We start from the raw sequence: 20293 nt of genomic DNA on the forward strand, positions 1-20293 counted from the left end.
CGCCAACAAACGTTGGCGGTTGAATAAACCTCAAGCAAAGGGTAGCTGACATGTGGACCCCTTCATCGCTTCGACTCTCAAGATTGCACAGACCGTTACTCATCGCAGCCCTCATCACCAGTGTGCTTGGGCTGAGCGCTTGCGCATCGGTAGATGCGCAGACGACCGCTTACGTCGGGGTCGAGCATCCCGCGCCGACCCTGCCCAGCGAAGTCCAGGTATTACGCGCAGAACCGACGCGCCCCAATGTGCGGTTGGGCGAAATCCTGATCGATGCCACTGTCGATCCTGCGCCGCCGATCACCCAAGTTGAACAAAAGTTGCGTGAAGAAGCCGCCAAACTTGGCGCAGACGCGGTAGTCGTCGTTTACGACCACATTCAGCCCGTCGCCGCTTACGTGACAGGTCTGTTGTGGAGCCGTGACATAGAAACGATCCAGGGACGCAAGCTAAAAGGCATTGCCATCAAATACCAATAACGAGGTGCACAACAATGAAAACTGTCCTGTCCTGGCTGTCGCTAACGTTGGCCACTGTGTTGATCAGTGCCTGCTCCGCCGTGGGATCAACCGATGGCGGTGCCGGTGAAATCGAGATTCGCTCAGGGAAGATCGAGCAGATATCGCTGACGCAGATGCAGACCAATCACGACAGTGGCGTCGGCGCCGTACTCGGAGGCCTTGGCGGACTCGGTATCGGCAGCCTGATCGGTCATGGCACCGGGCGCGATGTCGCCATGGTTGCGGGTGCTCTCGCCGGTGCTGTTGGCGGTAATTACGCAGAGAAGAAAAAATACGACCAACCGATCGAGGCGCAACAGATCATCGTGCGGGTAAGAAGTGGCGTGTTGGTATCGGTTACACAACCGATCAATCCATCCCTGGGTAAAGGTATGAACGTTTATATCCAAGGCTCAGGTAATGATGCCCGAGTGGTACCGCAAGGCGGTTAAACGGCTGGGGCATGCCTCTCTGTAAACCTTCTTTCCGAAACCCTGAATTTTTTTGCGGCACGGTTTGGGATGAGTTGCTTCCCGATCAGCCAGGGTGAATCGGTAGACCCATCTTCGGTAGCCCCCCATGAACTCGTACTTCACGCTGTTCTTCGGAATGTTCACCACCCTACTGGCAATCATCAATCCATTGGAGGCGATCCCTGTTTTCTTGGGCCTGCTACAAGACAAGGACGCCGCCGAACTGCGCCGAGTGGCACGCAAAGCGTGCCTCTACGCGCTGCTGCTGATGTTCTTCTTTCTGATCTTCGGCAACCTGCTACTGCGCCTGTTCGAGGTGCCCCTCAGCATGATTCGGGTAGTTGGCGGGCTGATCCTGATGCGTATCGGCTTCGAGCTTTTCGCCCCCTCGCCCAATAGTAGCCTGATTCCCAGCGGCGCCAAGGGCGACCAGGATATTGCCTTCATCCCCATGGCCATGCCGATCATGTTTGGCCCTGGCGCCATCGCCACCGTGATCGGCTTGACCAGCACCATCAAGGATTCCCAACGCGCTGCGCTGTCGTTCGCCGTAGTGGCCCTGGCCATCTGCGCCACGATGTTCACCACCTACCTGTCACTGGTCTACGCCAAGGGCATATTGAAGAAGATCGGCCCGCAAGGCATAGACGCCGCGACCCGCATCGTCGGCTTTTTTGTCTCGGCCATGGGCGTGGGCCTCATTTTCCACGGCACGGTGGAGTTCCTACAGTCGTACGGAGTGCTACTCAATGGGGTGACAAAGTAGGAACTGCAATGACCGCCGAATTTTCCTGTGCCAAATAAGTACTCTTGATCTCTTCAGACATCCCCATCGTCTAGACTTATCCATCCACGAACTGACGTTTGCAGCACCGCAAGGCTGGAGGGTCATCATTACCAATTCTCGCATTTCGAACGAAGTGCAGCGGTAGTCAGATGTAGCTGTACGCCTATATCTATCGATAGAGGAACACGCTATGAGACTTAAACAGATGGTGCTGGTGGGGCTGGCCACCGGTGGCATGATGCTGGGGGCATCTGTGCCCACGCTCACCCAGGCGGCCGACAAAAAACCCAACATTCTGTTCATCATGGGAGATGACATCGGTTGGATGCAGGTCGGGGCTTATCAGAACGGGCTGGGTTTTGACACAACCCCCAGCCTGGACCGGATTGCCAATGAAGGCGCCAAGTTCATGACTTACTACGCCGAGCAAAGTTGCACGGCGGGTCGTAATGCCTTCTTCACAGGCATGACTCCCTTGCGAACCGGCATGATCCCGCCGCAACTACCCGGCAGCCCCTCCTACCTTCGACCTGGCACACCGGCGATCTCCAAGTTCCTGCTCGACCAAGGCTACAACACTGGCGAGTTTGGCAAGAATCACCTAGGTGATCACCCGGACGCACTGCCCACGGCACACGGCTTCCAGGAATTCTGGGGGTACCTCTATCACCTGGATGCCATGCAGCAGGTGAGCTTTCCAGACATCAACAAGAGCCCTACCGAGCAGGGCTTTGCCCCACCGTGCCAGGCGGAACTCATTCCAGGGGTGCCGCCAGTACCAGGCGCAGTCGATCCCAAGACCACCGTTTGTTTGACGCCACCGCGGCCGGTCCTGGCCTGTACGTCCAAGGATGGTTCGGCGCAGAACCAGACGTGCAAGGATGAGGGGCCGCTGACGCTGGAACGCTCGAAAACCGTGGATGAAGAAATTTCCGCCAAGGTGATCGATTTCCTCGACCGCAACGATCCGAAGACGACCAACAAGCCGTTTTTTGTCTGGTACAACCCGGCGCGCATGCACATAACCACCGTTTTCTCGCCCAAGTATGAGGCCATGCTGGGTGAACGAGGGGGTAACGACTGGGGCATCCAGGAAGTCGGCATGAAGCAGATGGACGACAATATCGGCCTGGTATTGAAAAAGCTCGAAAGCATGGGGCAACTGGACAACACCATCGTGGTGTTCACCACGGATAACGGCGCGGAAAGCCAGACATTCCCCGATGGCGGCATGACGCCCTTCAAGGCTAACAAACTGACGACCTGGGAAGGCGGTATGCGTGTTCCGGCGCTGATCCGCTGGCCAGGTCAAATCAAGCCGGGCACGGTATATGAAGACATCTTTGCCTCGTACGATTGGTTGCCAACACTGGTTGAAGTCGCGGGTGGTCCGAAAGGCAATGCACTCAACGAGCAGATCATGGCGGGCAAGTACCCTGGCATCCTCAAGACCAAGTTGCAGGGTGTTAATCAACTCGACTACCTGACGGGCAAGTCGAACAAGTCTGCGCGTGACACGTTCTTGTATTACACCGGGGCTACACCGTCGGCCGTACGCTACAAGAACTGGAAGATCTACTTCACCATGGAAGGCTCCTCTGGCGTTTCAGCGTTGATGGGTCCACAGACATATGGCTGGGCGCAGGTGCAAAACATCCGTAGGGACCCGTTCGAGCAGGCCGTAGGGGAAGATCAGAAGTCGGTGCTGTCGGTCGGCGGAGCATTGGCTGGGGCAAGTACGGCCTATCTCTATAACTGGAACGTGTTACCGGTAGGCCAGCAACTGTGGCTGCAGGAACTTGAGTCCTTTGCAGCGTTCCCACCTCTGCAGTCGCCGGAATCCTACAACCTCACGCAGGTCCTGGAGCAAGTCAAGGCGATGAGCAAGAAGGTTCCAGGCCAGTAGGAGTGTGAAGTGAGAAAGCCAGGGCGCGCTAACCCTGGCTTTCTTCGCTGTACCTGATCAAATCCATCCCGGTTGTGTTGGGGAAGTGATGGCATTAGCGGGGATGCAGGGATTTGTTGGCCAAAATTCACGCACCCGATCGATTGCAGCCCCTCAAAACAGGCAGCTACCGGCCAACTTCTGCCGATGCTGACCGGCAGCCTGGGTCGATTGCAGCCCGTTGCTGACCACTAATCAACGGCCTTCACTTCAACATTAATCCCCATTTAATGCAGATTTTAAGGATGGCTTTCCAAACGCCAAAAACACCGATAACGTAATAAGAACTACAAAATAAATAGCGCTCTCTACATGAACAACTGGCTGACACTGATTCTCGCTTTACCCACCGCGAATGCCACCGAGCGCATGCGAGCCTGGCGTGCTCTGAAAGCCTCAGGTGCGGCGGTTTTGCGCGATGGTGCCTATCTGTTGCCTGATACCGGTGTCTGTCGCGATGCTCTGGCGTCTGTCGAGCGCGACATCCTTTCTATCAATGGCACTGTTTACATCCTGCCCGTGGTCGATCCGGAGGGTGAGCGCTTTGTCGAGTTGTTCGACCGTAGCGATGACTACAGCAAGCTACGCGCAGAGATTGAAGAGTGCCGTGGGCAGCTCAACCCTGAAAACGCAGTGGCCACCACCAAACAAATTCGCAAGCTGCGCAAAAACTACGATCAGCTCACCAGCATCGATTATTTCCCAGGCAAGCCCAAGGAGCAGATTGATTCAGCCTTGCAGGAGCTTGAGACGGCTGTCAGCAGAGCGTTGTCTGCCGATGAACCCCATAGCCGCGACGAGCCCATCACGGCACTCAACCGTGGTGATTATCAACGTCGTGTCTGGGCAACACGTAAGCGTCCGTGGGTTGACCGTCTGGCATGTGCCTGGTTGATTCGGCGCTTCATTGATCCTCAAGCCCGGATCCTCTGGCTGAATACTCCACATGACTGTCCGGCAGACGCGCTGGGCTTCGACTTCGATAATGCGACCTTCAGTCATGTCGGAAATCGCGTGACCTTCGAAACCCTGCAAGCCAGTTTTGAGCTTCAAGAGCCCGGCCTGAACCGCATCGCGGCCATGGTGCACTACCTCGATATCGGCGGCATTCAGCCTTTGGAGGCGGCCGGCATCGAACGAGTGCTGGCAGGGTTGCGCGAAACCATTACCCATGACGACCACTTGCTGGCTGCTGCCAGCGCCATCTTCGACGGCCTGCTCGCCGAGTTTGCGAAAGAGGAACAACCCAATGAGTAAGGTGTTGGCATCAACGGCTGAAGAGGATCTATCGAGGCCGGAGGCGATCAGCTTGTGTGAGGCATTCCGGTTCTGGTTGAAGCTCGGCTTCATCAGTTTCGGCGGGCCAGCAGGACAGATTTCGATCATGCACCAGGAACTGGTAGAACGTCGGCGCTGGATCTCCGAACGACGCTTTCTCCATGCGCTCAACTATTGCATGTTGCTACCTGGGCCAGAGGCTCAGCAATTGGCGACCTACATCGGCTGGCTGATGCATCGAACCTGGGGCGGAGTGATCGCCGGAGTGTTGTTTGTGCTGCCCTCACTGTTCATCCTCATCGCGTTGTCGTGGATGTACATCGCGTTCGGCGAAGTGCCTGTGGTGGCCGGCCTCTTCTATGGGATCAAGCCTGCCGTGACGGCCATCGTGGTGCAGGCAGCACACAGGATCGGCACTCGGGCGCTGAAGAATAATTGGCTGTGGGCGATAGCAGCAGCTTCATTTACCGCGATCTTCGCGTTCAATGTTCCTTTCCCGCTGATCGTATTGGGGGCAGCGTTAATCGGCTATGTCGGAGGGCGTCTGGCGCCTGAGAAGTTCAGAACCGGGGGCCATGGCGCTGCCAAAAAGTCCTTCGGCCCAGCCTTGATCGATGACGACACCCCGCCCCCGGAACATGCCCGTTTCAGCTGGTTCAAGCTGGCGTCGCTCGCCCTGACTGGCACCGTGTTGTGGGCTTTGCCGATGGGTATTTTGATCGTCCTCTTTGGTTGGGAAGGCACCTTGACCCAGATGGGCTGGTTCTTTACCAAGGCCGCGTTGCTGACTTTTGGCGGGGCCTATGCAGTCCTCCCGTATGTCTATCAAGGTGCGGTCGGTCACTATGGCTGGCTTACCCCGACCCAGATGATCGACGGTTTGGCACTGGGAGAAACCACACCAGGGCCGCTGATCATGGTGGTGGCCTTCGTCGGCTTTGTTGGAGCGTACGTCTCACAAGTGTTCGGCGCCGATCATGTATTTCTGGCCGGGGCTGTCGCAGCCACCCTGGTGACATGGTTCACCTTCCTGCCCTCGTTTCTGTTCATCCTCGCCGGTGGCCCGCTGGTGGAATCGACCCACAATGAACTCAAGTTCACCGCACCGCTCACCGCAATCACAGCGGCGGTGGTTGGAGTGATCCTCAATCTGGCATGTTTCTTCGGCTATCACGTGCTGTGGCCGAAGGGCTTCAGCGGCAACCTCGACTGGCCCTCTGCACTGATTGCCATTGCCGCGGCGATTGCCTTGTTCCGCTTCAAACGGGGTGTCATTCAGGTGCTGATGGCTTGCGCGCTTGTCGGCTTGGCGGTGCATCTGCTGCGCTAGAGAGGATGTGATCGGTCGACGTTTACGGACTCAAGCAGCGGAACAAACGAAAACGGGCGCCTTGTCGGGGCGCCCGTTTTGTTTAGGGTTACGTGCTGCGGGTTTTGGTCGCTTGCAGCCTATTCACCCACTGCCGAACGACGTAGGCCATCGCAGCAAGCAGCTAAGCTTTATCAGAAGACCTTCGCGAAACCTTGAAAAGTCTGGAGGCAAACAATGAGCAAACAACCTCAACCCCGGAGCCGCTCCAACCCCCAACCCAGATCTCGCCCGGTAGTGCCTGCCCTGCCCAGTAAGACAGGCACCCAGTCCGGGGGGTTGCGCAGTAACTACCCGCCGAAGAAGTCCAATTGAGCTCAAGCGTGCGGCAGACTTTGCAGTTGAGCCTGTTGTACTTCCCTACCAGCCCTTATGGCTGATCAGTGCGTTCTTTTCGATACCGATGTCCCGGCTTTGCTCAACCCTTTCGTGTTGTGATCGCCTGGTGTCGTGGTCGAGATTGCTCTGGCTTTGGCCACGCCGCGAGTATCTTTGGAATGGGCGATGCCTGAAGTCGTTGGGCCATGACCGCGATCACTATTGCGATCACTGCCATAGTGGTTTCCGCTTTCACCATGGTCGCGAACAGCCTTGCCGGCATGATCGCTGCTCAGTCCATTGCCGCGGCCGTTACTGTTGGCACCGCCGGAGTGATCCGAACCACTGTGGCCGCCGCCTATACCGCCGCCGTGGCCACCGCCATTACCACCACCTCCGTTTCCGCCCCCATTACCACCACCGTTACCGCCACCACCACCACCACCACCACCACCACCACCACCACCACCACCATTACCACCGTCTTTCGCATAGGCGGAGTTCATGATGGACAGGTCAGCAGGGAGTAATGGGGCGGCCGCAAGCATCAGGGCGCAGGACATTACAGCAACGAGACTCTTATTCTTTAAAAGCATGATTGCTTCCGTAGGGTTGGTTGATATCACGAGTCTTATGACGCATTAAGCCCCAGACAGTTCAAGTCCTGCGACCGACGGATGCTGCCAGCGCTAGTGTGCAGCGCTCCGGGTACCCGCGAACGCGCTTGTGCCAAGCCAGCGCCACAAACTTTCCGCATCCTTCACCGCGCCATCTACACGCAGCTCTCGCGACTGCAGAACCTCCCGCGGTGTGCGGTCGCCCGTCCACACCTCGGTCAACGCACGCACGCTGGAGTCCACGACGAGCGTCAGTTCGCGGCCGGGGTCGTCGCGACAGAGGTCTGCCACGCCCTGTTCAACCACGAGCCACCACGCTTGCTCGCCGGGTCGCGCGTCACGGAATCTGAAGTGGATGACCACCGGTCGGGACGGGAACGTCTCGACGCGCACGAACCGGCGCACGTCCCACATGAGCAGGCCCGCGTCGAGTTCGTCATCGCGAAGGCGACTGCCGATCCAGCGCGCGCCCCAATGCCCTAGCGCCATGATGATGGGGCGCAATTCCTCGCCCGCCTCGGTCAGGCTGTACTCCCAGACTTTGCCGGTGGCCGTGCGGTGCACGACGCCAATTTCTTCCAAATGGCGCAGCCGCTGTGCCAGCAGGTTGGTGGACATCCGGGGCACGCCGCGGTGCAGTTCATTGAAGCGCTTGCTGCCGCACAGCAATTCGCGCACGACCAAGGGTGTCCAGCGCTCGCACAGTGCTTCAGCACCGCGCGCGACCGTGCAGAACTGACCGTAGCTTTCGTCCATTGCCTTGGCTCCGCAATTACAACGCTTCAGATTCTGAACTAGCCCCGCCACTTCGCCACGCGCACGCTGAAACCTCGAAAGCCAAATACCAAAGGAGCACGCCATGACCAAGGTAGCCATCATTCAGCGTCCGCCCGTGCTGCTCGAGCGCAGCGCGACAATCGCCCGGGCCGTGCAATCGGTCGCCGAGGCAGCGACGGCGGGAGCCTCGCTGATCGTTTTGCCCGAATCGTTCATTCCAGGTTACCCGTCGTGGATCTGGCGGCTGGCGGCGGGAAGAGACGGGGCTGTAATGGGCCAGTTGCACACGCGGCTGCTGGCCAACGCCGTCGATATCGCGAACGGTGACCTGAGCGAATTGTGCGAGGCCGCCCGGGTCCACGCGGTGACGATCGTGTGCGGCATCAGTGAATGCGACCAGCGCAATGGTGGCGGCACGCTCTACAACAGCGTAGTCGTTATCGGCGCGAACGGCGCAGTGCTCAACCGCCACCGCAAGCTGATGCCAACCAATCCCGAGCGCATGGTGCATGGCTTCGGTGATGCCTGCGGGTTGCGTACGGTGGATACACCCGTCGGCCGCGTGGGCACGCTCATCTGCTGGGAAAACTACATGCCGCTGGCACGCTACTCTCTGTATGCCCAAGGGGTGGAAATCTACATCGCCCCCACGTACGACACGGGAGATGGCTGGATCAGCACGATGCGTCACATTGCTCTCGAAGGCCGCTGTTGGGTGCTCGGCAGCGGCACCGTGCTGCGCGGCAGTGACATCCCCGACGACTTCCCGTCTCGTGCGCAACTGTTTCCCGATCCGGACGAATGGATCAACGACGGCGACTCGGTGGTGGTCAGTCCTCAAGGCCGGATCGTGGCCGGTCCATTACACCGAGAGGCCGGCATTCTGTATGCGGACATCGACGTCGCACTCGTGGCGCCAGCGCGGCGGGCGCTCGACGTCACCGGGCATTACGCGCGCCCTGACATTTTCGAACTGCAGGTGCGGCGCACGCCGGCGACTGCGGTGCACTACATTGACGAATGACGTCCGGCGGTATCGCCTGGCAATTGATCAAGGAGTCATGCCATGAGCATTGAACAGTCTTACAAGGGCAGTTGTTTTTGCGGCGCAGTCGAGTTCACCGTCAGTGGCGAGCCGGCCGCGATGGGCTACTGCCATTGCGAGTCATGTCGGCATTGGTCAGCAGGGCCGGTCAATGCCTTCACGCTGTGGAAACCCGAGGCGGTGCAAGTGACTCGGGGTGCTGACAATATCGGCACCTACAACAAGACACCGCAGAGTTATCGCAAGTGGTGCAAGACGTGCGGCGGGCACATCTTCACTGAGCACCCGGGGATGGGGCTCATCGATGTATATGCCGCGGTCATCCCGGATCTTGCGTATTCGCCAGGCGTTCACGTCCACTATCAGGAGACCGTGCTGCGCATCAAAGATGGATTGCCCAAGCTGAAGGATGTCCCCAACGAATTAGGGGGATCGGGCATCAGCGTGGGCGAATAGCGCTGTTTACACCGGTTGCCACCTTCAAATGGGCATATGGATCATGCCCATTAATCAAATGCACCGTTGAGCACTTCGTAGATGAGCCCGGTTGCCAGCGCGACCAATATCAAGTCGGTGCCAACTTGCTGCCATTCATACCCATCATAATGAGGAAGCCTGCCGATCAACCGGCCGTCCAGTTTTTTGGCAATCCCGGGGGGAAGCGGCTTACCTCGCGCGAGGTTCTTTTGAATGCCGGGTGGCAATGCAGGTCCGGGGCTCCAGTAGTCCCGATACCCACCAACAATTCCAAGAACGCTTGCGTGATTGATGCTTGGGCCATTATCCCAATCGCCGCCTCCGGCGTTTTTGCCCTTGCCTCCCTGGTTGCCATGAACCTGACTGTTTTGCGGATGCCCCTTGCCGTTTCCCTGGCCCTTTCCATTACCAGGATCGGCCAATGCAGTCACTGAACCGGAAACCAGCGCAAGGCATGTAATAGCTGCAATCAATGAGCGAGATCTGAGCATGAGTCGTTCCTTCAGCGTGGCGGGACATCTCTCTGTAATTTAGACGCTATCGACGATGTGGGTTCCATGTTCTCCCATCGACACCCAAGCCCCCACGGCCGGTTTGCAATGGAGCCTATCGAACTGCGCGTCACTTCAGCATTACTTGCCTCTATTTCTGAATAAGGCAGGTCATTCCAGCATGTCGAGGCATACATGAGAAATCGTGAAGAGCGTAGCCGTTTGCCATCACGCCTCCCGTGTTCGACGTCGAACACAGGAAACAATGGGCCGCACGTTTCATCAGTAATGCTCAATGCGCAGTAGCTGTTAGTGCCACGGCATCTGCATCAACGGTTGTTTTTTTATGGCGCCGCCTCGGTCAAAACAACCCGGTAAATTTTCCACACAGTGCATTTCCCGCATAACCATGAAAGATAGGTCCCAGGGTCATCAGAGGGCCGCAGGCATAAAACGGTGATGTTAAAGATTGCCCCTGGTGAAGTTTGCAGACGGGCAATTTCAAGGGGATCGGTACGATCACGGCCCAAAGCGTTACACCACACCACGCCCGCGTGGTCAGGTCGCTATCTGTTTGCTGGTAGGTCAAGGGAATGCGTTCACTTTCCGGTTCCGGTACGGAAACCACTACCCCGACACAGCCAGTGAGAGACAGGGACATGGCGGTTATGGCAGTGACTATCTTTGTGTGGAACTGGAGAGACATCGTTGGTTTCATCCGTAAATCCAATCGTTAGGCAATGGCAGTCGACAGACCTTGTCGAATCACGTTGAGACCGCTCGCAAGGCTGTCAGGGCACAACGATGTTCACTGAGCCAGCTCGAGCAGAAAGCCTACGTGCCCGCGACTTAACCAAGCTGCGTGTACGGGAGACGGCTAGCGGGAGAACGTGTAACGAATTAAGTCACGGATGTTTACCTACAGAGCAGATCCTTATACGATGAAGCCCGCACATACTGCTATCCATCAGGCCCGAGTAAGCTATGGTTATTATGTATCGCAAAGCGGCTTAACAAATTACGCTTTATAGTCACGCAAAATTTTGCGCAGACAAATAAGCGAAAGCTGTATAAAGATTCAATTACTCCTACAATAACATGCAATATCATTGGGCGCCTGAACGATGAATAACACTAGTTTCCTGGCTGACGACTCTAAAACTTTCAGCATCGTTATAGTCAATTACAAAACACCAGAAATCACCAAGATATGCTTAGACTTATTGCACCAGCACGTGGGCAACCACAATGTCCCAATATGGGTAGTTGACAACTATTCCGCCGATGAAAGCACTGAGTACTTACGAACGCTTGACTGGATAAATTTAATCGAGCGCTCTGTTTCTGAACCAGAAGCCGGGCATATCGCGCATGGCAAAGCACTTGACCTGGTTTTGGATCGAGTTGAAACTGATTATTTATTTCTAATGCACACCGATACATTTGTTTTTGATAAAAATGTTTTCCCGATGATGCTAAATAAATGTTTAAAAAATCAAAAAACCGTAGCTGTCGGTTGTGTCGAGCAAATAAATCGCGGTACTGCCAGAACACTTTGGCGCTTTAGCTCACGCCTATTCCAACACCATTTCAGACGCCTGAAAATCTCCATGGGTTTGCGTTCCAGAGATCCAAAACCGTACAGAGAAGTCTACTTGAAAAGTTTCTGCACATTGTGGAACTGCAAACTTATCAAACAGCACAACATGCATTTTTCGATGGATGATCGCGTGCCTGGCTACACCCTCCAAGACCGCATGACCGAGCTTGGCTATGTCGTTGAAATGTTATCACCGCGTAAAATTTTCAGTTATCTGGATCACATGCAGTCCGGCACTGTCGCAGCGGCTGGCAGCTATGGAAAGACTCATAGACGAACCAAAATGTACAATAATATCCTTAAGCGCCTGAAGAAAGACGACAGAAAAAGTTAAGCTACGATAGAGACGCAACGAGCAGTGCGCTGAACGCTGCTTGAAGTCACCCACAAGTCTTTATATGAAGTTATTGGAGCGGTAATGGCACCCATCACTCAAGCACTACCTATGACCCTCTCCCCGGCGCTTGATTTCGACCAGAACGCCGCCAGCGCCTTGGGTTCCTCATTGGCAAGTCGCTATATTCAGGCTACGCCATTTCCGCACATCGTCATCGATAATTTCCTGGATGAAGAGCTGATTGCGAGTATCTGCTCGCACTTCCCAACCGAACCCACCAACAACGAAATGCTCTATGAGCGCGGCTATAAAGGTCAACTAAAACGTCAAATCAGCCCCAACGAATGCCCCCCCTATTTGAAGACTGTTTTCAACGCCTTTAACTCTGCCCCCATGTTGCAGTTTCTTGAAAAGCTCACAGGCATCGAAGGTCTGATACCCGACCCCTACTTTGCCGGTGGCGGTCTGCATGAAACGAAAAGCGGCGGTTTCCTGGGGGTGCACTCGGACTTCAGACTCAACAAAAAGCTTAATGTTGAGCGCAGACTGAATATCATCATTTATCTGAATGAAGACTGGCGAGAGGAATACGGCGGCAACCTTGAACTTTGGGATGTCGACATGAAGACCTGTCTTAAAAAAGTCCTGCCCATTTACAATCGCTGTGTCATTTTCAACACAGACAAAGACAGCAATCATGGGCATCCAGAGCCTTTAACAACGCCAGAGCACATCACGCGCAGGTCTATAGCGCTTTATTACTACACCGCAGGAACCATGGTGATCGATCCCGCGCAAAGAAACAAAACCCACTACAAGCCAAGGCCCAAAGATCGTTTCAGCCTGAAGTACTACATGGGTAAACTAATCAAGAAGAAAAACTAGACTACGGAACACCCGCTGAAAGATTTAGCCAGTCTAAAGTTTCGCCATCTTCAAGGAAGATCATGGCCATTCGATTGACGGAAGCCAAAGACTGGATGCTTTTGAAGCAAGTCCGTCTCGCTGCGCTTTTGGACACGCCGACAGCGTTTGGTGTGAGTTACCAAACGGCCGTTCAATACAGTGACGAGCAGTGGAAAGAGCGAGCCTCGAACTTCTATCTAAAGCAGGGTTTCTCTTTCATCGATGAATGGGAACCTTTGGTCAGTCATCCGCATATCAGGGTTCAGACCATGCTGTGGACTGTACGGAACTGACGAACAGGCGGATCGGGGTCGTCAGTACCGACCCCAAATGGCCTCTCAGCACGCCCACGTTTTCCCGAGTGTCTCCAGACCGGCCTTTTGCAAATCCTGTGCGCTCATCACAACACGGAACTTGCAGGTAGCATTGAAGTTGAGAAAAAAAGGTTCCGCAAAAGCGGGGATGTCGGAGGGGTCTTGTACGTCGACCACAAAAATCCCAGCACGCATGCCATCTTGTTCAGTAAAGTACACCGCCTCCGGTTTGATGCTGTTCAGGATGCGCTCAATAACCTCGCCCACCGTCCCCGCTTTGACAAGGGAGTTGAAGGGTTCGTTAGGGCACTCGACCATCAGTAACATCTTCATCATTCAATCCTCTGTTCCACTTGCAACCCGGTAGTGTCATGAAGAATAGCGAAGCGTGAGCCAACCCTCGGGCCGGGTTACGGGCGGTCATGAAACATGGCGATTTCGGGCTGCTAAAAGCGTTAACCCAAGGATCATCCTGGCCGGATCGGCTTCAGGCTTTTCGCACTGACAATCGGGCCAAAAGCGGTCAATTTCGCTCCATTTCGTCTACCCTCACAAAGCGCCATGCAGCAACCAGCTTGCGCTTGGCGTATCGACATTTTTGCCTTAATGCACCGGAGAATTTTCATGCTCAACCGTACCCTGGCATTGGCTGTCGGCTTGACCCTGTCTTTTTGCACCCTGTTGGCGCAGGCCGCCGACACCCTGAAAGTCAGCGCGATTCCCGATGAAGCCCCCACCGAACTGCTGCGCAAGTTCAAGCCGCTGGGCACCTACCTAGAGCAGCAATTGGGCATGAAGGTCGAGTTCGTTCCCGTGAGCGACTATCCGGCCGTGGTCGAGGCGCTGGCCACCGACCGAATCGATATGGCCTGGCTGGGCGGCTTCACGTTCGTGCAGGCACGCCTGAAAACCGGCAATGCCATTCCGCTGGTACAGCGCGAACAGGACGCCCAGTTCACCAGCAAATTCATCACCGCCGACCCGGCCGTCAAATCCCTCGCCGACCTCAAGGGCAAGACCTTCGCCTTCGGTTCGGTGTCCTCCACGTCTGGCAGTCTCATGCCGCGCTATTTCATGCTCAAGGACGGCATCAAGCCGGAAACCTACTTTAGCCGCGTGGGCTATTCCGGCGCGCATGACGCCACTGTCGCCTGGGTCCAGGCCGGCAAGGTGGACGCCGGGGTACTTAACGCCAGCGTGTGGGAAAAACTGGTCGCCGCCGGCAAGGTCGACACCACCAAGGTCAGAGTGTTTGCGACCACCCCGGCCTACTACGACTACAACTGGACGGTACGCGGGACCCTCGACCCGGCGCTGGCGGCCAAGATAAAGGCCGCCTTCCTGGCGCTCGATCCAGCGAACCCGAAAGACAAGGAGATTCTGGATCTGCAGGCCGCCAGCCGATTCATCGAAACCAAACCCGAGAACTACAAGGGCATCGAGGAAGCCGCACGCGCTGCCGAACTGCTCAAATGACGTTGCATCTGACCCAGGTCAGCCTTACCCACGTTAACGGCGTCCATGCGTTGCGTGGGGTGGACCTGCACATCGGTGCCAGCGAACAGGTCGCCATCATCGGTCCGTCCGGCGCGGGCAAGTCGAGCCTGCTCAACTTGCTGGCCACCGCCCTGCGACCGGACGACGGTGAGCTGCAGGTACTCGGCGAGCGAGCCTGGCAGCTTTCTGCCCGTCAGCGTCAGCGTCTGCGCGCGCGCATCGGTCTGATCCATCAAGCGCCCCCGCTGCCACCGCGCCAGCGCGTGGTCACCGCGGTTCTGGCTGGAAAGCTGGGCCAGTGGGGCCTGGGCAAAAGTCTGCTGAACTTGCTGCATCCGGTGGATATTCCGGGCGCACGCGCGGCATTGGCCAGGCTCGACCTCAGCGACAAGTTGTTCGCGCAATGTCAGCAACTGTCCGGTGGACAGTTACAGCGCGTGGGCATTGCCCGCGTGTTGTATCAAGCGCCCGAGGTGTTGCTGGCCGATGAGCCGGTTTCGGCCATGGACCCGGTGTTGGCCGAGCACACGCTTTCGGTGCTCTGTCGCCATGCCCGGCAGCACAACGTCACCCTGGTCGCCAGCCTGCATGCGGTGGAGCTGGCCCTGGCGCACTTTTCGCGGATCATCGGCTTGCGTGATGGGCAGGTCATGTTCGACCTTGCTGCCAGCGACGTCGACCGCGGGCTGCTCGACAAGCTCTACGCCAACGAACAACTGCAATCCCCACCGATTACTCCGGCGCCCTTGAGTGTGCAGATTCCCCGATGCTGACCCGTGATACCCGAGATCCGGCCACCCGGCCCCGCCTGCTGTTCACCTTACTGGCCCTTGCCTTGCTGTGGCCGGGCATCCACTTCAGCGAATTGGACCTCAGTGTTCTGGTGGCGAGTGACAGTCAGAGCGAGATGGGCCGGTTTGTCTCAGCCTTCTGGCCACCGGCCCATGGCGAGGAATTCGTTGAGCTGTTAGTACAAGCCACTCTGCAGACCCTGGCCATCGCCACGGCCGGCATGGCCCTGGCGTTGTTGTTGGCCGTCCCCGCCAGCCTGCTGGCCAGTCGGGCTCTGTCGCTGTCTGCTGCCTCCCGTGCCGGTCACCCGAGCTATTGGGGTCAGCTGCTGCGTTGGCCGGTACGCGGTTTATTGATCTTCCTGCGCAGCGTGCCGGAAATCGTCTGGGCGCTTTTGTTCGTGCGCGCCGTCGGACTGGGCCCGACGGCCGGGGTACTGGCCATCGCCATTACCTACAGCGGCATGCTGGGCAAGGTCTACGCGGAAATTTTCGAGTCGGTCGACCAGCGCCCGGCGCACGCACTGCTGCAGGCTGGCAGCGGTCGGCTCGCAGCCTTTTTCTACGGGATCCTGCCCAATGTCGCTGCGGAACTGTTGTCGTACACGGTGTACCGCTGGGAATGCGCCATTCGCGCCTCGGTGGTGATGGGCTTCGTCGGTGCCGGCGGTCTGGGCCAGCAAATGGACCTGTCGTTGCGCATGTTCGCCGGAGGCGAAGTGGCCAGTTTGTTACTGACGTTTCTCGTATTGGTACTGCTCGCCGATCAACTCAGCCGCCTGCTGCGCTGGAGGCTGGCATGAATCGCCTGATCAACCTGGTGCTGCTCCTGTGCATCGGCGCAGCGGTGGTCGCCTCGTTCATCTACTTGGGCATCGACCTCGGCGAGCTCGGTGGCAGCGGCAACCTGAAGCAGATGGGCGCTTATGCGCAGCGTTTTCTCAGCCCGGACCTGAGCGCGGGCCACCTGCAAGCCATCGGCCACGGCGCCCTGGAAACCATCGCCATGTCCGCCCTTGGCACCCTGCTCGCGGCGGTATTCGGTCTGCTATTGGCATTGCCCGCGGCCGGGCGCTTCGGCTGGCCATTGCAGAGCCCGTCGCGCCTGGTGCTCAACGCCTTGCGCGCGGTTCCGGAACTGGTGTGGGCTGCGCTGATGGTCCTCGCCGCCGGGCTCGGCCCCAATGCTGGCACCCTGGCCTTGGCCTTGCACACCACCGGCGTGCTCGGCCGGCTGTTCGCCGAAGCGCTGGAAAACACCCCACCCGAACCGGCCGAAGCCATCCGCTTGCAGGGCGGCAATGCCGTATGCGCGTTCTGCTACGGATCACTGCCCAACCTGGTGCCACAGCTACTGGCCTACATCCTGTACCGCTGGGAAAACAATATCCGCATGGCCAGTGTGCTCGGCTTCGTCGGTGCCGGTGGTTTGGGGCAAATGCTCTATGTCAGCCTCAGCCTGTTCCAGGAAGCTCAAGCCAGCACGGTCATTCTGGCCATGCTGCTGCTGGTATTTGCCGTCGACACATTAAGCAGCTGGAGCCGTCAACGCTGGGTCAAGGCCTGACGGCTTCGCAGCACCCGATGGCAAAGAGTTGTTCCAGACTAAGCCAACGGTTGGTGACTGGTCACACAGTGGATACCGCCGCCACCGGCAGAGATCGCGTCGATGTTGAGCTGCACCACCTCACGGTCCGGGTAGAGTTCGGACAACAAATCAAAGGCTTTGGAGTCTGCCGCCCGGTCACCAAACTCGGGCGCAACGACCGCCCCGTTGATCACGAAGTAGTTGATGTAGCCTGCCGCAAAGTCTGGATTGTTGCGGCTGAACTTGCTCTTTCGTGGGTTGAGCGGTGGCGACACGGTATGCACTTGCAGCTTGCGGCCATCGGCATCCGTGGCATTTTTGAGAATGTCCAAATGGGCCCGCGTGACGCTGTAATCGTATGACTGAGGATCGTTGTCGAGGTTGGCGATCACCACGCCTGGTTTGACGAATCGGGCGTAGAAATCGACGTGGGCATCCGTGATGTCCTTACCTTTGATCCCTGGCAGCCAGATGATCTTGCGCAAGCCCAAGCGCGCTTTCAGCTCTTGCTCGATCTCGGCCTTGCTCCAATCGGGATTGCGGTTGGCATTGATCCAGCTGCTTTCGGTCATGATCCCCGTGCCGTGACCATCCACTTCGATACCACCGCCCTCGCCCACCAACTCGCTGCGCAAATGACGGGCTTCCACAATGTCAGCCACAAGTGCGGCAACCTGCGCATCCTCGCCGTGCTGCTGTTTGTTGCCCCAGCCGTTGAAGTTGAAATCCACGGCGCCGAGCTCGCCTTTCCCATCGATGACGAAGTTGGCGCCGATATCGCGCATCCAGATGTCGTCGAGTTCGCTGGTGACGTAGCTGATGTTAGCCGTGCCGCAGTGTTCTTCGGCCAGTTCCCGTTCACGCTCACGACAGAACACGGTCACTGGTTCATATCGCGCGAGGGTGCGAGCGATCAGGCCAACGGCGGCTTGTACGTCGGGGGTGAAATCTTCCCAGATCGCTTCCTGTGCGCCAAAGGCGATGAAGGCCCGCTGATGCCTGTCGCCCTCATCCGGCATTCGCCAACCGGAGGGAGCCGCTTGCGCGCGCAGGGGCGTCAGGCCAAGCCCGATAGACGCTGCCGCGCCCAAACCGGCGACGACCGATACCTGTTTGATGAACTCACGACGCGTCGGCATGTGTTGATCCCTGGAATGTTTGTCTGAAGTCATTTCGCGGTGGCCGTCTTGAATTTGGTCCAGGTGCGCATGCGCGCCCGCATATCGGGTTGGGGAATGTCCTTGCCGGGGATCAGCCGTGCGTAAGTGGCCTCATCGAGGTAAATATCCGGGTTGTTGCGCATGGTCGCATCGACGCTCGGACGTGCCTTGGCATTGGAGGTGGGGTAGCCGGTGAAGTTACTGATGTCGGCCATGTTGTCCGGGCGCATGACGAAGTTGATGAAGGCATAGGCGTATTCCGGATGTTTGGCGTCGACCGGAATCGCCATGGCGTCCATCCACACCGTGGTGCCTTCACGGGGAACACGGTATTGAAACATGGCGTTCTTGCCGGCGGAATCCGCCGTCCGTTGTGCCTGCGTCATGTCCCCGCTGTAACCGAGGGACAGGCACAGGTTGCCGTTCACCAGATCGGTGACCGGCTGCGACTGGAACTTGCGGATGTACGGCCGAAGTTTCAGCAGCAGCTCACTCGCCGCTGCCAGATCTTCAGGCTTGGCGCTGCGTGGCTCGCGGCCCAGATAATTGAGCACCACTGCCAGCACTTCGTCCGGCGAGTCGATCATCGAAATGCCGCAGTCGGCAAATTTGGCAGCCAGCTCCGGTTTGAACAACATGTCGAGGCTGTTGACCGGAGCATCCGGCAAACGCTGTTTGATCTGCTCGGCATTGTAGGTCATGCCGATGGTGCCCCAAGTGTAAGGGACGGTGGCCTGGCGCGAATACTCGTAATGCGTTCGCAGCTTCTGCAAGCCAGGTTCGATGTCATCCAGGGCCGTGATTTTTGACCGGTCCAGCGGTTGCAGGCTGCCGGCGCGCATCAAGCGTTCGGCGACGGTGTCGCCCGGGAAGATCAGGTCATAACCGCTGCCGCCGGCGAGCATTTTGGCTTCCAGCGTCTCACTGCCGTCCATGACGTCGTAGATCACTTTGATCCCGGTTTCGGCGGTGAATTTGGCCAGCGTGTCCTCGGCAAAATAGTCGGCCCAGTTGTACAGCCGGAGGGTTTTCTCTTCCGCGTGCAGCGCCGGCAAGGCACAGCCCAGCGCCAGGCCCAAGGCACCGCTCAACAGCTTTTTGATCGAGTGCATATCAAACCTCTTGAGTCTTCCAGCGTGCATGGGTGTGACGACCGTCCTGAGTCAACAGCGCGCCGTACATGTCCGGACGGCGATCGCGGTAAATGCCCCAGCTCAAGCGCTCTTCGCGCATCGCGGCCAGGTCCAGGCTTTGCACCAGCACGCCGGTGCTGTCACGGTCGGCCTCGGCGAGCAACTTGCCCTTGTGATTGCAGATAAAGGATGAGCCGTAGAAGCTCATCTGCAAGGTCGGATCGGTGGTCGCCGCCTCTCGGCCGACGCGATTGGCCGCCACCACCGGCAGCAGGTTGGCGGCGGCGTGGCCGCGCATGGTCATCTGCCAGTGGTCACGGGAATCCAGCGCCGCGCAGCCAGGCTCAGAACCGATGGCGGTGGGAAACAGCAGGACTTCAGCGCCCATCAACGCCAGGCAGCGCGCGGTTTCGGGGAACCACTGATCCCAGCAGATCCCCACACCCAGGCGCCCGAACGCCGTGTCCCAGACACGAAAACCGGTATCGCCGGGGCTGAAGTATTCCTTCTCCTGATAGCCGATGGCGTTGGGAATGTGGGTCTTGCGATACACACCCAGCAATCGCCCATCGGCATCGGCCACGCTCAAGGAATTGAAGTAGGCATTGCCGGCCTTCTCGAACCAACTCAGCGGCAGCACCACACCCAACTCTTGGGCCAATGCGGCAAAGCGCTTGAGTACAGGGCTGTATCGATATTCGGCGGCCAGCTCCAGGTGCTTGTGGCTTTGCTCGATGCAGAAATACGGCGTGGCAAACAGCTCCTGCAACAGGATGACCTGGGCGCCTTTGGCCGCGGCTTCGCGCACCAGTAGCTCGGCCTGATCGAGGTTGTGTTGCAGGTCCCAGGTGCAGGGCATCTGGGTGGTGGCGATGGTCAGAAGCGTCATG

General features: G+C 57.7%; 22 protein-coding genes. 15 read left to right on the forward strand and 7 right to left on the reverse strand.

Annotated elements, in window-relative coordinates:
- Window positions 1–50: 50 nt before the first annotated feature.
- From ACSQ87_RS20680 to chrA, 6 genes are all read left to right on the forward strand, one after another.
- Window positions 51–479, forward strand: coding sequence for a hypothetical protein (locus ACSQ87_RS20680; RefSeq protein ID WP_436274269.1), 429 nt, complete (start codon window positions 51–53; stop codon window positions 477–479).
- 14 nt (window positions 480–493) lie between these two features.
- Window positions 494–952: a glycine zipper 2TM domain-containing protein gene (locus ACSQ87_RS20685; RefSeq protein ID WP_223430445.1), complete on the forward strand. Its 459-nt coding sequence runs from the start codon at window positions 494–496 to the stop codon at window positions 950–952.
- A 127-nt stretch (window positions 953–1079) separates the two neighbouring features.
- Entirely contained in the window at window positions 1080–1739 is a 660-nt protein-coding gene (locus ACSQ87_RS20690; RefSeq protein WP_436274270.1) for a MarC family protein, read from the forward strand.
- Window positions 1740–1950: 211 nt separating this feature from the next.
- On the forward strand, window positions 1951–3666 hold the full coding sequence (locus tag ACSQ87_RS20695) for an arylsulfatase (protein WP_223430447.1): 1716 nt from the start codon (window positions 1951–1953) through the stop codon (window positions 3664–3666).
- Between the two features lie 351 nt (window positions 3667–4017).
- The gene (locus ACSQ87_RS20700; RefSeq protein WP_223430448.1) at window positions 4018–4962 is read left to right on the forward strand and encodes a chromate resistance protein ChrB domain-containing protein; all 945 of its coding nucleotides are present in this window, start codon (window positions 4018–4020) and stop codon (window positions 4960–4962) included.
- Window positions 4955–6313 (forward strand): chromate efflux transporter, encoded by a 1359-nt coding sequence (chrA, locus tag ACSQ87_RS20705; protein WP_223430449.1) that lies wholly within the window; start codon window positions 4955–4957, stop codon window positions 6311–6313. Before ACSQ87_RS20700 ends, chrA begins: the two co-directional genes overlap by 8 nt.
- A gap of 419 nt (window positions 6314–6732) precedes the next feature.
- On the opposite strand, the gene ACSQ87_RS20710 is transcribed toward chrA, so the two are convergent.
- Both ACSQ87_RS20710 and ACSQ87_RS20715 read right to left on the reverse strand, forming a co-directional pair.
- Window positions 6733–7266, reverse strand: a complete 534-nt coding sequence (locus ACSQ87_RS20710) for a hypothetical protein (protein ID WP_436274271.1) — start codon at window positions 7264–7266, stop codon at window positions 6733–6735.
- Window positions 7267–7359: 93 nt separating this feature from the next.
- The gene (locus ACSQ87_RS20715) at window positions 7360–8043 is read right to left on the reverse strand and encodes a winged helix-turn-helix transcriptional regulator (protein WP_436274272.1); all 684 of its coding nucleotides are present in this window, start codon (window positions 8041–8043) and stop codon (window positions 7360–7362) included.
- 103 nt (window positions 8044–8146) lie between these two features.
- Here ACSQ87_RS20715 and ACSQ87_RS20720 point away from each other — a divergent pair, with 103 nt between their 5' ends.
- Window positions 8147–9088 (forward strand): carbon-nitrogen hydrolase family protein, encoded by a 942-nt coding sequence (locus ACSQ87_RS20720; RefSeq protein WP_436274273.1) that lies wholly within the window; start codon window positions 8147–8149, stop codon window positions 9086–9088.
- 42 nt (window positions 9089–9130) lie between these two features.
- Complete coding sequence (locus tag ACSQ87_RS20725; RefSeq protein ID WP_223430453.1) at window positions 9131–9565, forward strand: GFA family protein; 435 nt, start codon at window positions 9131–9133, stop codon at window positions 9563–9565.
- A gap of 50 nt (window positions 9566–9615) precedes the next feature.
- On the opposite strand, the gene ACSQ87_RS20730 is transcribed toward ACSQ87_RS20725, so the two are convergent.
- Window positions 9616–10077, reverse strand: coding sequence for an anti-virulence regulator CigR family protein (locus tag ACSQ87_RS20730; RefSeq protein WP_150656189.1), 462 nt, complete (start codon window positions 10075–10077; stop codon window positions 9616–9618).
- 1124 nt (window positions 10078–11201) lie between these two features.
- Here ACSQ87_RS20730 and ACSQ87_RS20735 point away from each other — a divergent pair.
- From ACSQ87_RS20735 to ACSQ87_RS20745, 3 genes are all read left to right on the forward strand, one after another.
- Window positions 11202–12011: a glycosyltransferase family 2 protein gene (locus ACSQ87_RS20735; protein ID WP_223430454.1), complete on the forward strand. Its 810-nt coding sequence runs from the start codon at window positions 11202–11204 to the stop codon at window positions 12009–12011.
- Between the two features lie 84 nt (window positions 12012–12095).
- Window positions 12096–12899, forward strand: coding sequence for a 2OG-Fe(II) oxygenase (locus ACSQ87_RS20740; protein ID WP_223430455.1), 804 nt, complete (start codon window positions 12096–12098; stop codon window positions 12897–12899).
- A 62-nt stretch (window positions 12900–12961) separates the two neighbouring features.
- Window positions 12962–13213 carry a hypothetical protein gene (locus ACSQ87_RS20745; RefSeq protein WP_436274274.1) on the forward strand — a complete coding sequence of 84 codons (252 nt, stop codon included), beginning with the start codon at window positions 12962–12964 and terminating at the stop codon, window positions 13211–13213.
- 45 nt (window positions 13214–13258) lie between these two features.
- On the opposite strand, the gene ACSQ87_RS20750 is transcribed toward ACSQ87_RS20745, so the two are convergent.
- Window positions 13259–13567 (reverse strand): panthothenate synthetase, encoded by a 309-nt coding sequence (locus ACSQ87_RS20750; protein ID WP_223430457.1) that lies wholly within the window; start codon window positions 13565–13567, stop codon window positions 13259–13261.
- A gap of 291 nt (window positions 13568–13858) precedes the next feature.
- Here ACSQ87_RS20750 and ACSQ87_RS20755 point away from each other — a divergent pair, with 291 nt between their 5' ends.
- From ACSQ87_RS20755 to phnE, 4 genes are read left to right on the forward strand one after another with little or no spacing between them, the layout of a single operon-like run.
- Window positions 13859–14710 (forward strand): putative selenate ABC transporter substrate-binding protein, encoded by an 852-nt coding sequence (locus ACSQ87_RS20755; protein WP_223430458.1) that lies wholly within the window; start codon window positions 13859–13861, stop codon window positions 14708–14710.
- Complete coding sequence (locus ACSQ87_RS20760) at window positions 14707–15504, forward strand: phosphonate ABC transporter ATP-binding protein (protein ID WP_223430459.1); 798 nt, start codon at window positions 14707–14709, stop codon at window positions 15502–15504. The genes ACSQ87_RS20755 and ACSQ87_RS20760 overlap by 4 nt, the downstream gene beginning before the upstream one ends.
- Entirely contained in the window at window positions 15498–16325 is an 828-nt protein-coding gene (locus ACSQ87_RS20765; protein ID WP_436274275.1) for a PhnE/PtxC family ABC transporter permease, read from the forward strand. Before ACSQ87_RS20760 ends, ACSQ87_RS20765 begins: the two co-directional genes overlap by 7 nt.
- Window positions 16322–17089 (forward strand): phosphonate ABC transporter, permease protein PhnE, encoded by a 768-nt coding sequence (phnE, locus tag ACSQ87_RS20770; RefSeq protein ID WP_436274276.1) that lies wholly within the window; start codon window positions 16322–16324, stop codon window positions 17087–17089. Before ACSQ87_RS20765 ends, phnE begins: the two co-directional genes overlap by 4 nt.
- Window positions 17090–17127: 38 nt before the next feature.
- Here the strand turns inward: phnE and ACSQ87_RS20775 are convergent, their stop codons facing one another.
- From ACSQ87_RS20775 to aguB, 3 genes are read right to left on the reverse strand one after another with little or no spacing between them, the layout of a single operon-like run.
- Window positions 17128–18249, reverse strand: coding sequence for an agmatine deiminase family protein (locus ACSQ87_RS20775; protein WP_436274277.1), 1122 nt, complete (start codon window positions 18247–18249; stop codon window positions 17128–17130).
- Window positions 18250–18278: 29 nt separating this feature from the next.
- Entirely contained in the window at window positions 18279–19382 is a 1104-nt protein-coding gene (locus ACSQ87_RS20780; RefSeq protein WP_436274278.1) for an extracellular solute-binding protein, read from the reverse strand.
- 1 nt (window position 19383) lies between these two features.
- Entirely contained in the window at window positions 19384–20292 is a 909-nt protein-coding gene (gene aguB, locus ACSQ87_RS20785; RefSeq protein ID WP_436274279.1) for an N-carbamoylputrescine amidase, read from the reverse strand.
- Window position 20293: the final 1 nt, after the last annotated feature.

The organism is Pseudomonas sp. LjRoot277 (genome assembly GCF_964253845.1).
GTDB lineage: Bacteria > Pseudomonadota > Gammaproteobacteria > Pseudomonadales > Pseudomonadaceae > Aquipseudomonas.

Bases quoted from the DNA above. Each gene is read 5' to 3' on its own strand.
- ACSQ87_RS20680 (WP_436274269.1), top strand. From the start codon at position 51: ATGTGGACCCCTTCATCGCTTCGACTCTCAAGATTGCACAGACCGTTA.
- ACSQ87_RS20685 (WP_223430445.1), top strand. From the start codon at position 494: ATGAAAACTGTCCTGTCCTGGCTGTCGCTAACGTTGGCCACTGTGTTG.
- ACSQ87_RS20690 (WP_436274270.1), top strand. From the start codon at position 1,080: ATGAACTCGTACTTCACGCTGTTCTTCGGAATGTTCACCACCCTACTG.
- ACSQ87_RS20695 (WP_223430447.1), top strand. From the start codon at position 1,951: ATGAGACTTAAACAGATGGTGCTGGTGGGGCTGGCCACCGGTGGCATG.
- ACSQ87_RS20700 (WP_223430448.1), top strand. From the start codon at position 4,018: ATGAACAACTGGCTGACACTGATTCTCGCTTTACCCACCGCGAATGCC.
- chrA (WP_223430449.1), top strand. From the start codon at position 4,955: ATGAGTAAGGTGTTGGCATCAACGGCTGAAGAGGATCTATCGAGGCCG.
- ACSQ87_RS20710 (WP_436274271.1), bottom strand. From the start codon at position 7,266: ATGCTTTTAAAGAATAAGAGTCTCGTTGCTGTAATGTCCTGCGCCCTG.
- ACSQ87_RS20715 (WP_436274272.1), bottom strand. From the start codon at position 8,043: ATGGACGAAAGCTACGGTCAGTTCTGCACGGTCGCGCGCGGTGCTGAA.
- ACSQ87_RS20720 (WP_436274273.1), top strand. From the start codon at position 8,147: ATGACCAAGGTAGCCATCATTCAGCGTCCGCCCGTGCTGCTCGAGCGC.
- ACSQ87_RS20725 (WP_223430453.1), top strand. From the start codon at position 9,131: ATGAGCATTGAACAGTCTTACAAGGGCAGTTGTTTTTGCGGCGCAGTC.
- ACSQ87_RS20730 (WP_150656189.1), bottom strand. From the start codon at position 10,077: ATGCTCAGATCTCGCTCATTGATTGCAGCTATTACATGCCTTGCGCTG.
- ACSQ87_RS20735 (WP_223430454.1), top strand. From the start codon at position 11,202: ATGAATAACACTAGTTTCCTGGCTGACGACTCTAAAACTTTCAGCATC.
- ACSQ87_RS20740 (WP_223430455.1), top strand. From the start codon at position 12,096: ATGGCACCCATCACTCAAGCACTACCTATGACCCTCTCCCCGGCGCTT.
- ACSQ87_RS20745 (WP_436274274.1), top strand. From the start codon at position 12,962: ATGGCCATTCGATTGACGGAAGCCAAAGACTGGATGCTTTTGAAGCAA.
- ACSQ87_RS20750 (WP_223430457.1), bottom strand. From the start codon at position 13,567: ATGAAGATGTTACTGATGGTCGAGTGCCCTAACGAACCCTTCAACTCC.
- ACSQ87_RS20755 (WP_223430458.1), top strand. From the start codon at position 13,859: ATGCTCAACCGTACCCTGGCATTGGCTGTCGGCTTGACCCTGTCTTTT.
- ACSQ87_RS20760 (WP_223430459.1), top strand. From the start codon at position 14,707: ATGACGTTGCATCTGACCCAGGTCAGCCTTACCCACGTTAACGGCGTC.
- ACSQ87_RS20765 (WP_436274275.1), top strand. From the start codon at position 15,498: ATGCTGACCCGTGATACCCGAGATCCGGCCACCCGGCCCCGCCTGCTG.
- phnE (WP_436274276.1), top strand. From the start codon at position 16,322: ATGAATCGCCTGATCAACCTGGTGCTGCTCCTGTGCATCGGCGCAGCG.
- ACSQ87_RS20775 (WP_436274277.1), bottom strand. From the start codon at position 18,249: ATGCCGACGCGTCGTGAGTTCATCAAACAGGTATCGGTCGTCGCCGGT.
- ACSQ87_RS20780 (WP_436274278.1), bottom strand. From the start codon at position 19,382: ATGCACTCGATCAAAAAGCTGTTGAGCGGTGCCTTGGGCCTGGCGCTG.
- aguB (WP_436274279.1), bottom strand. From the start codon at position 20,292: ATGACGCTTCTGACCATCGCCACCACCCAGATGCCCTGCACCTGGGAC.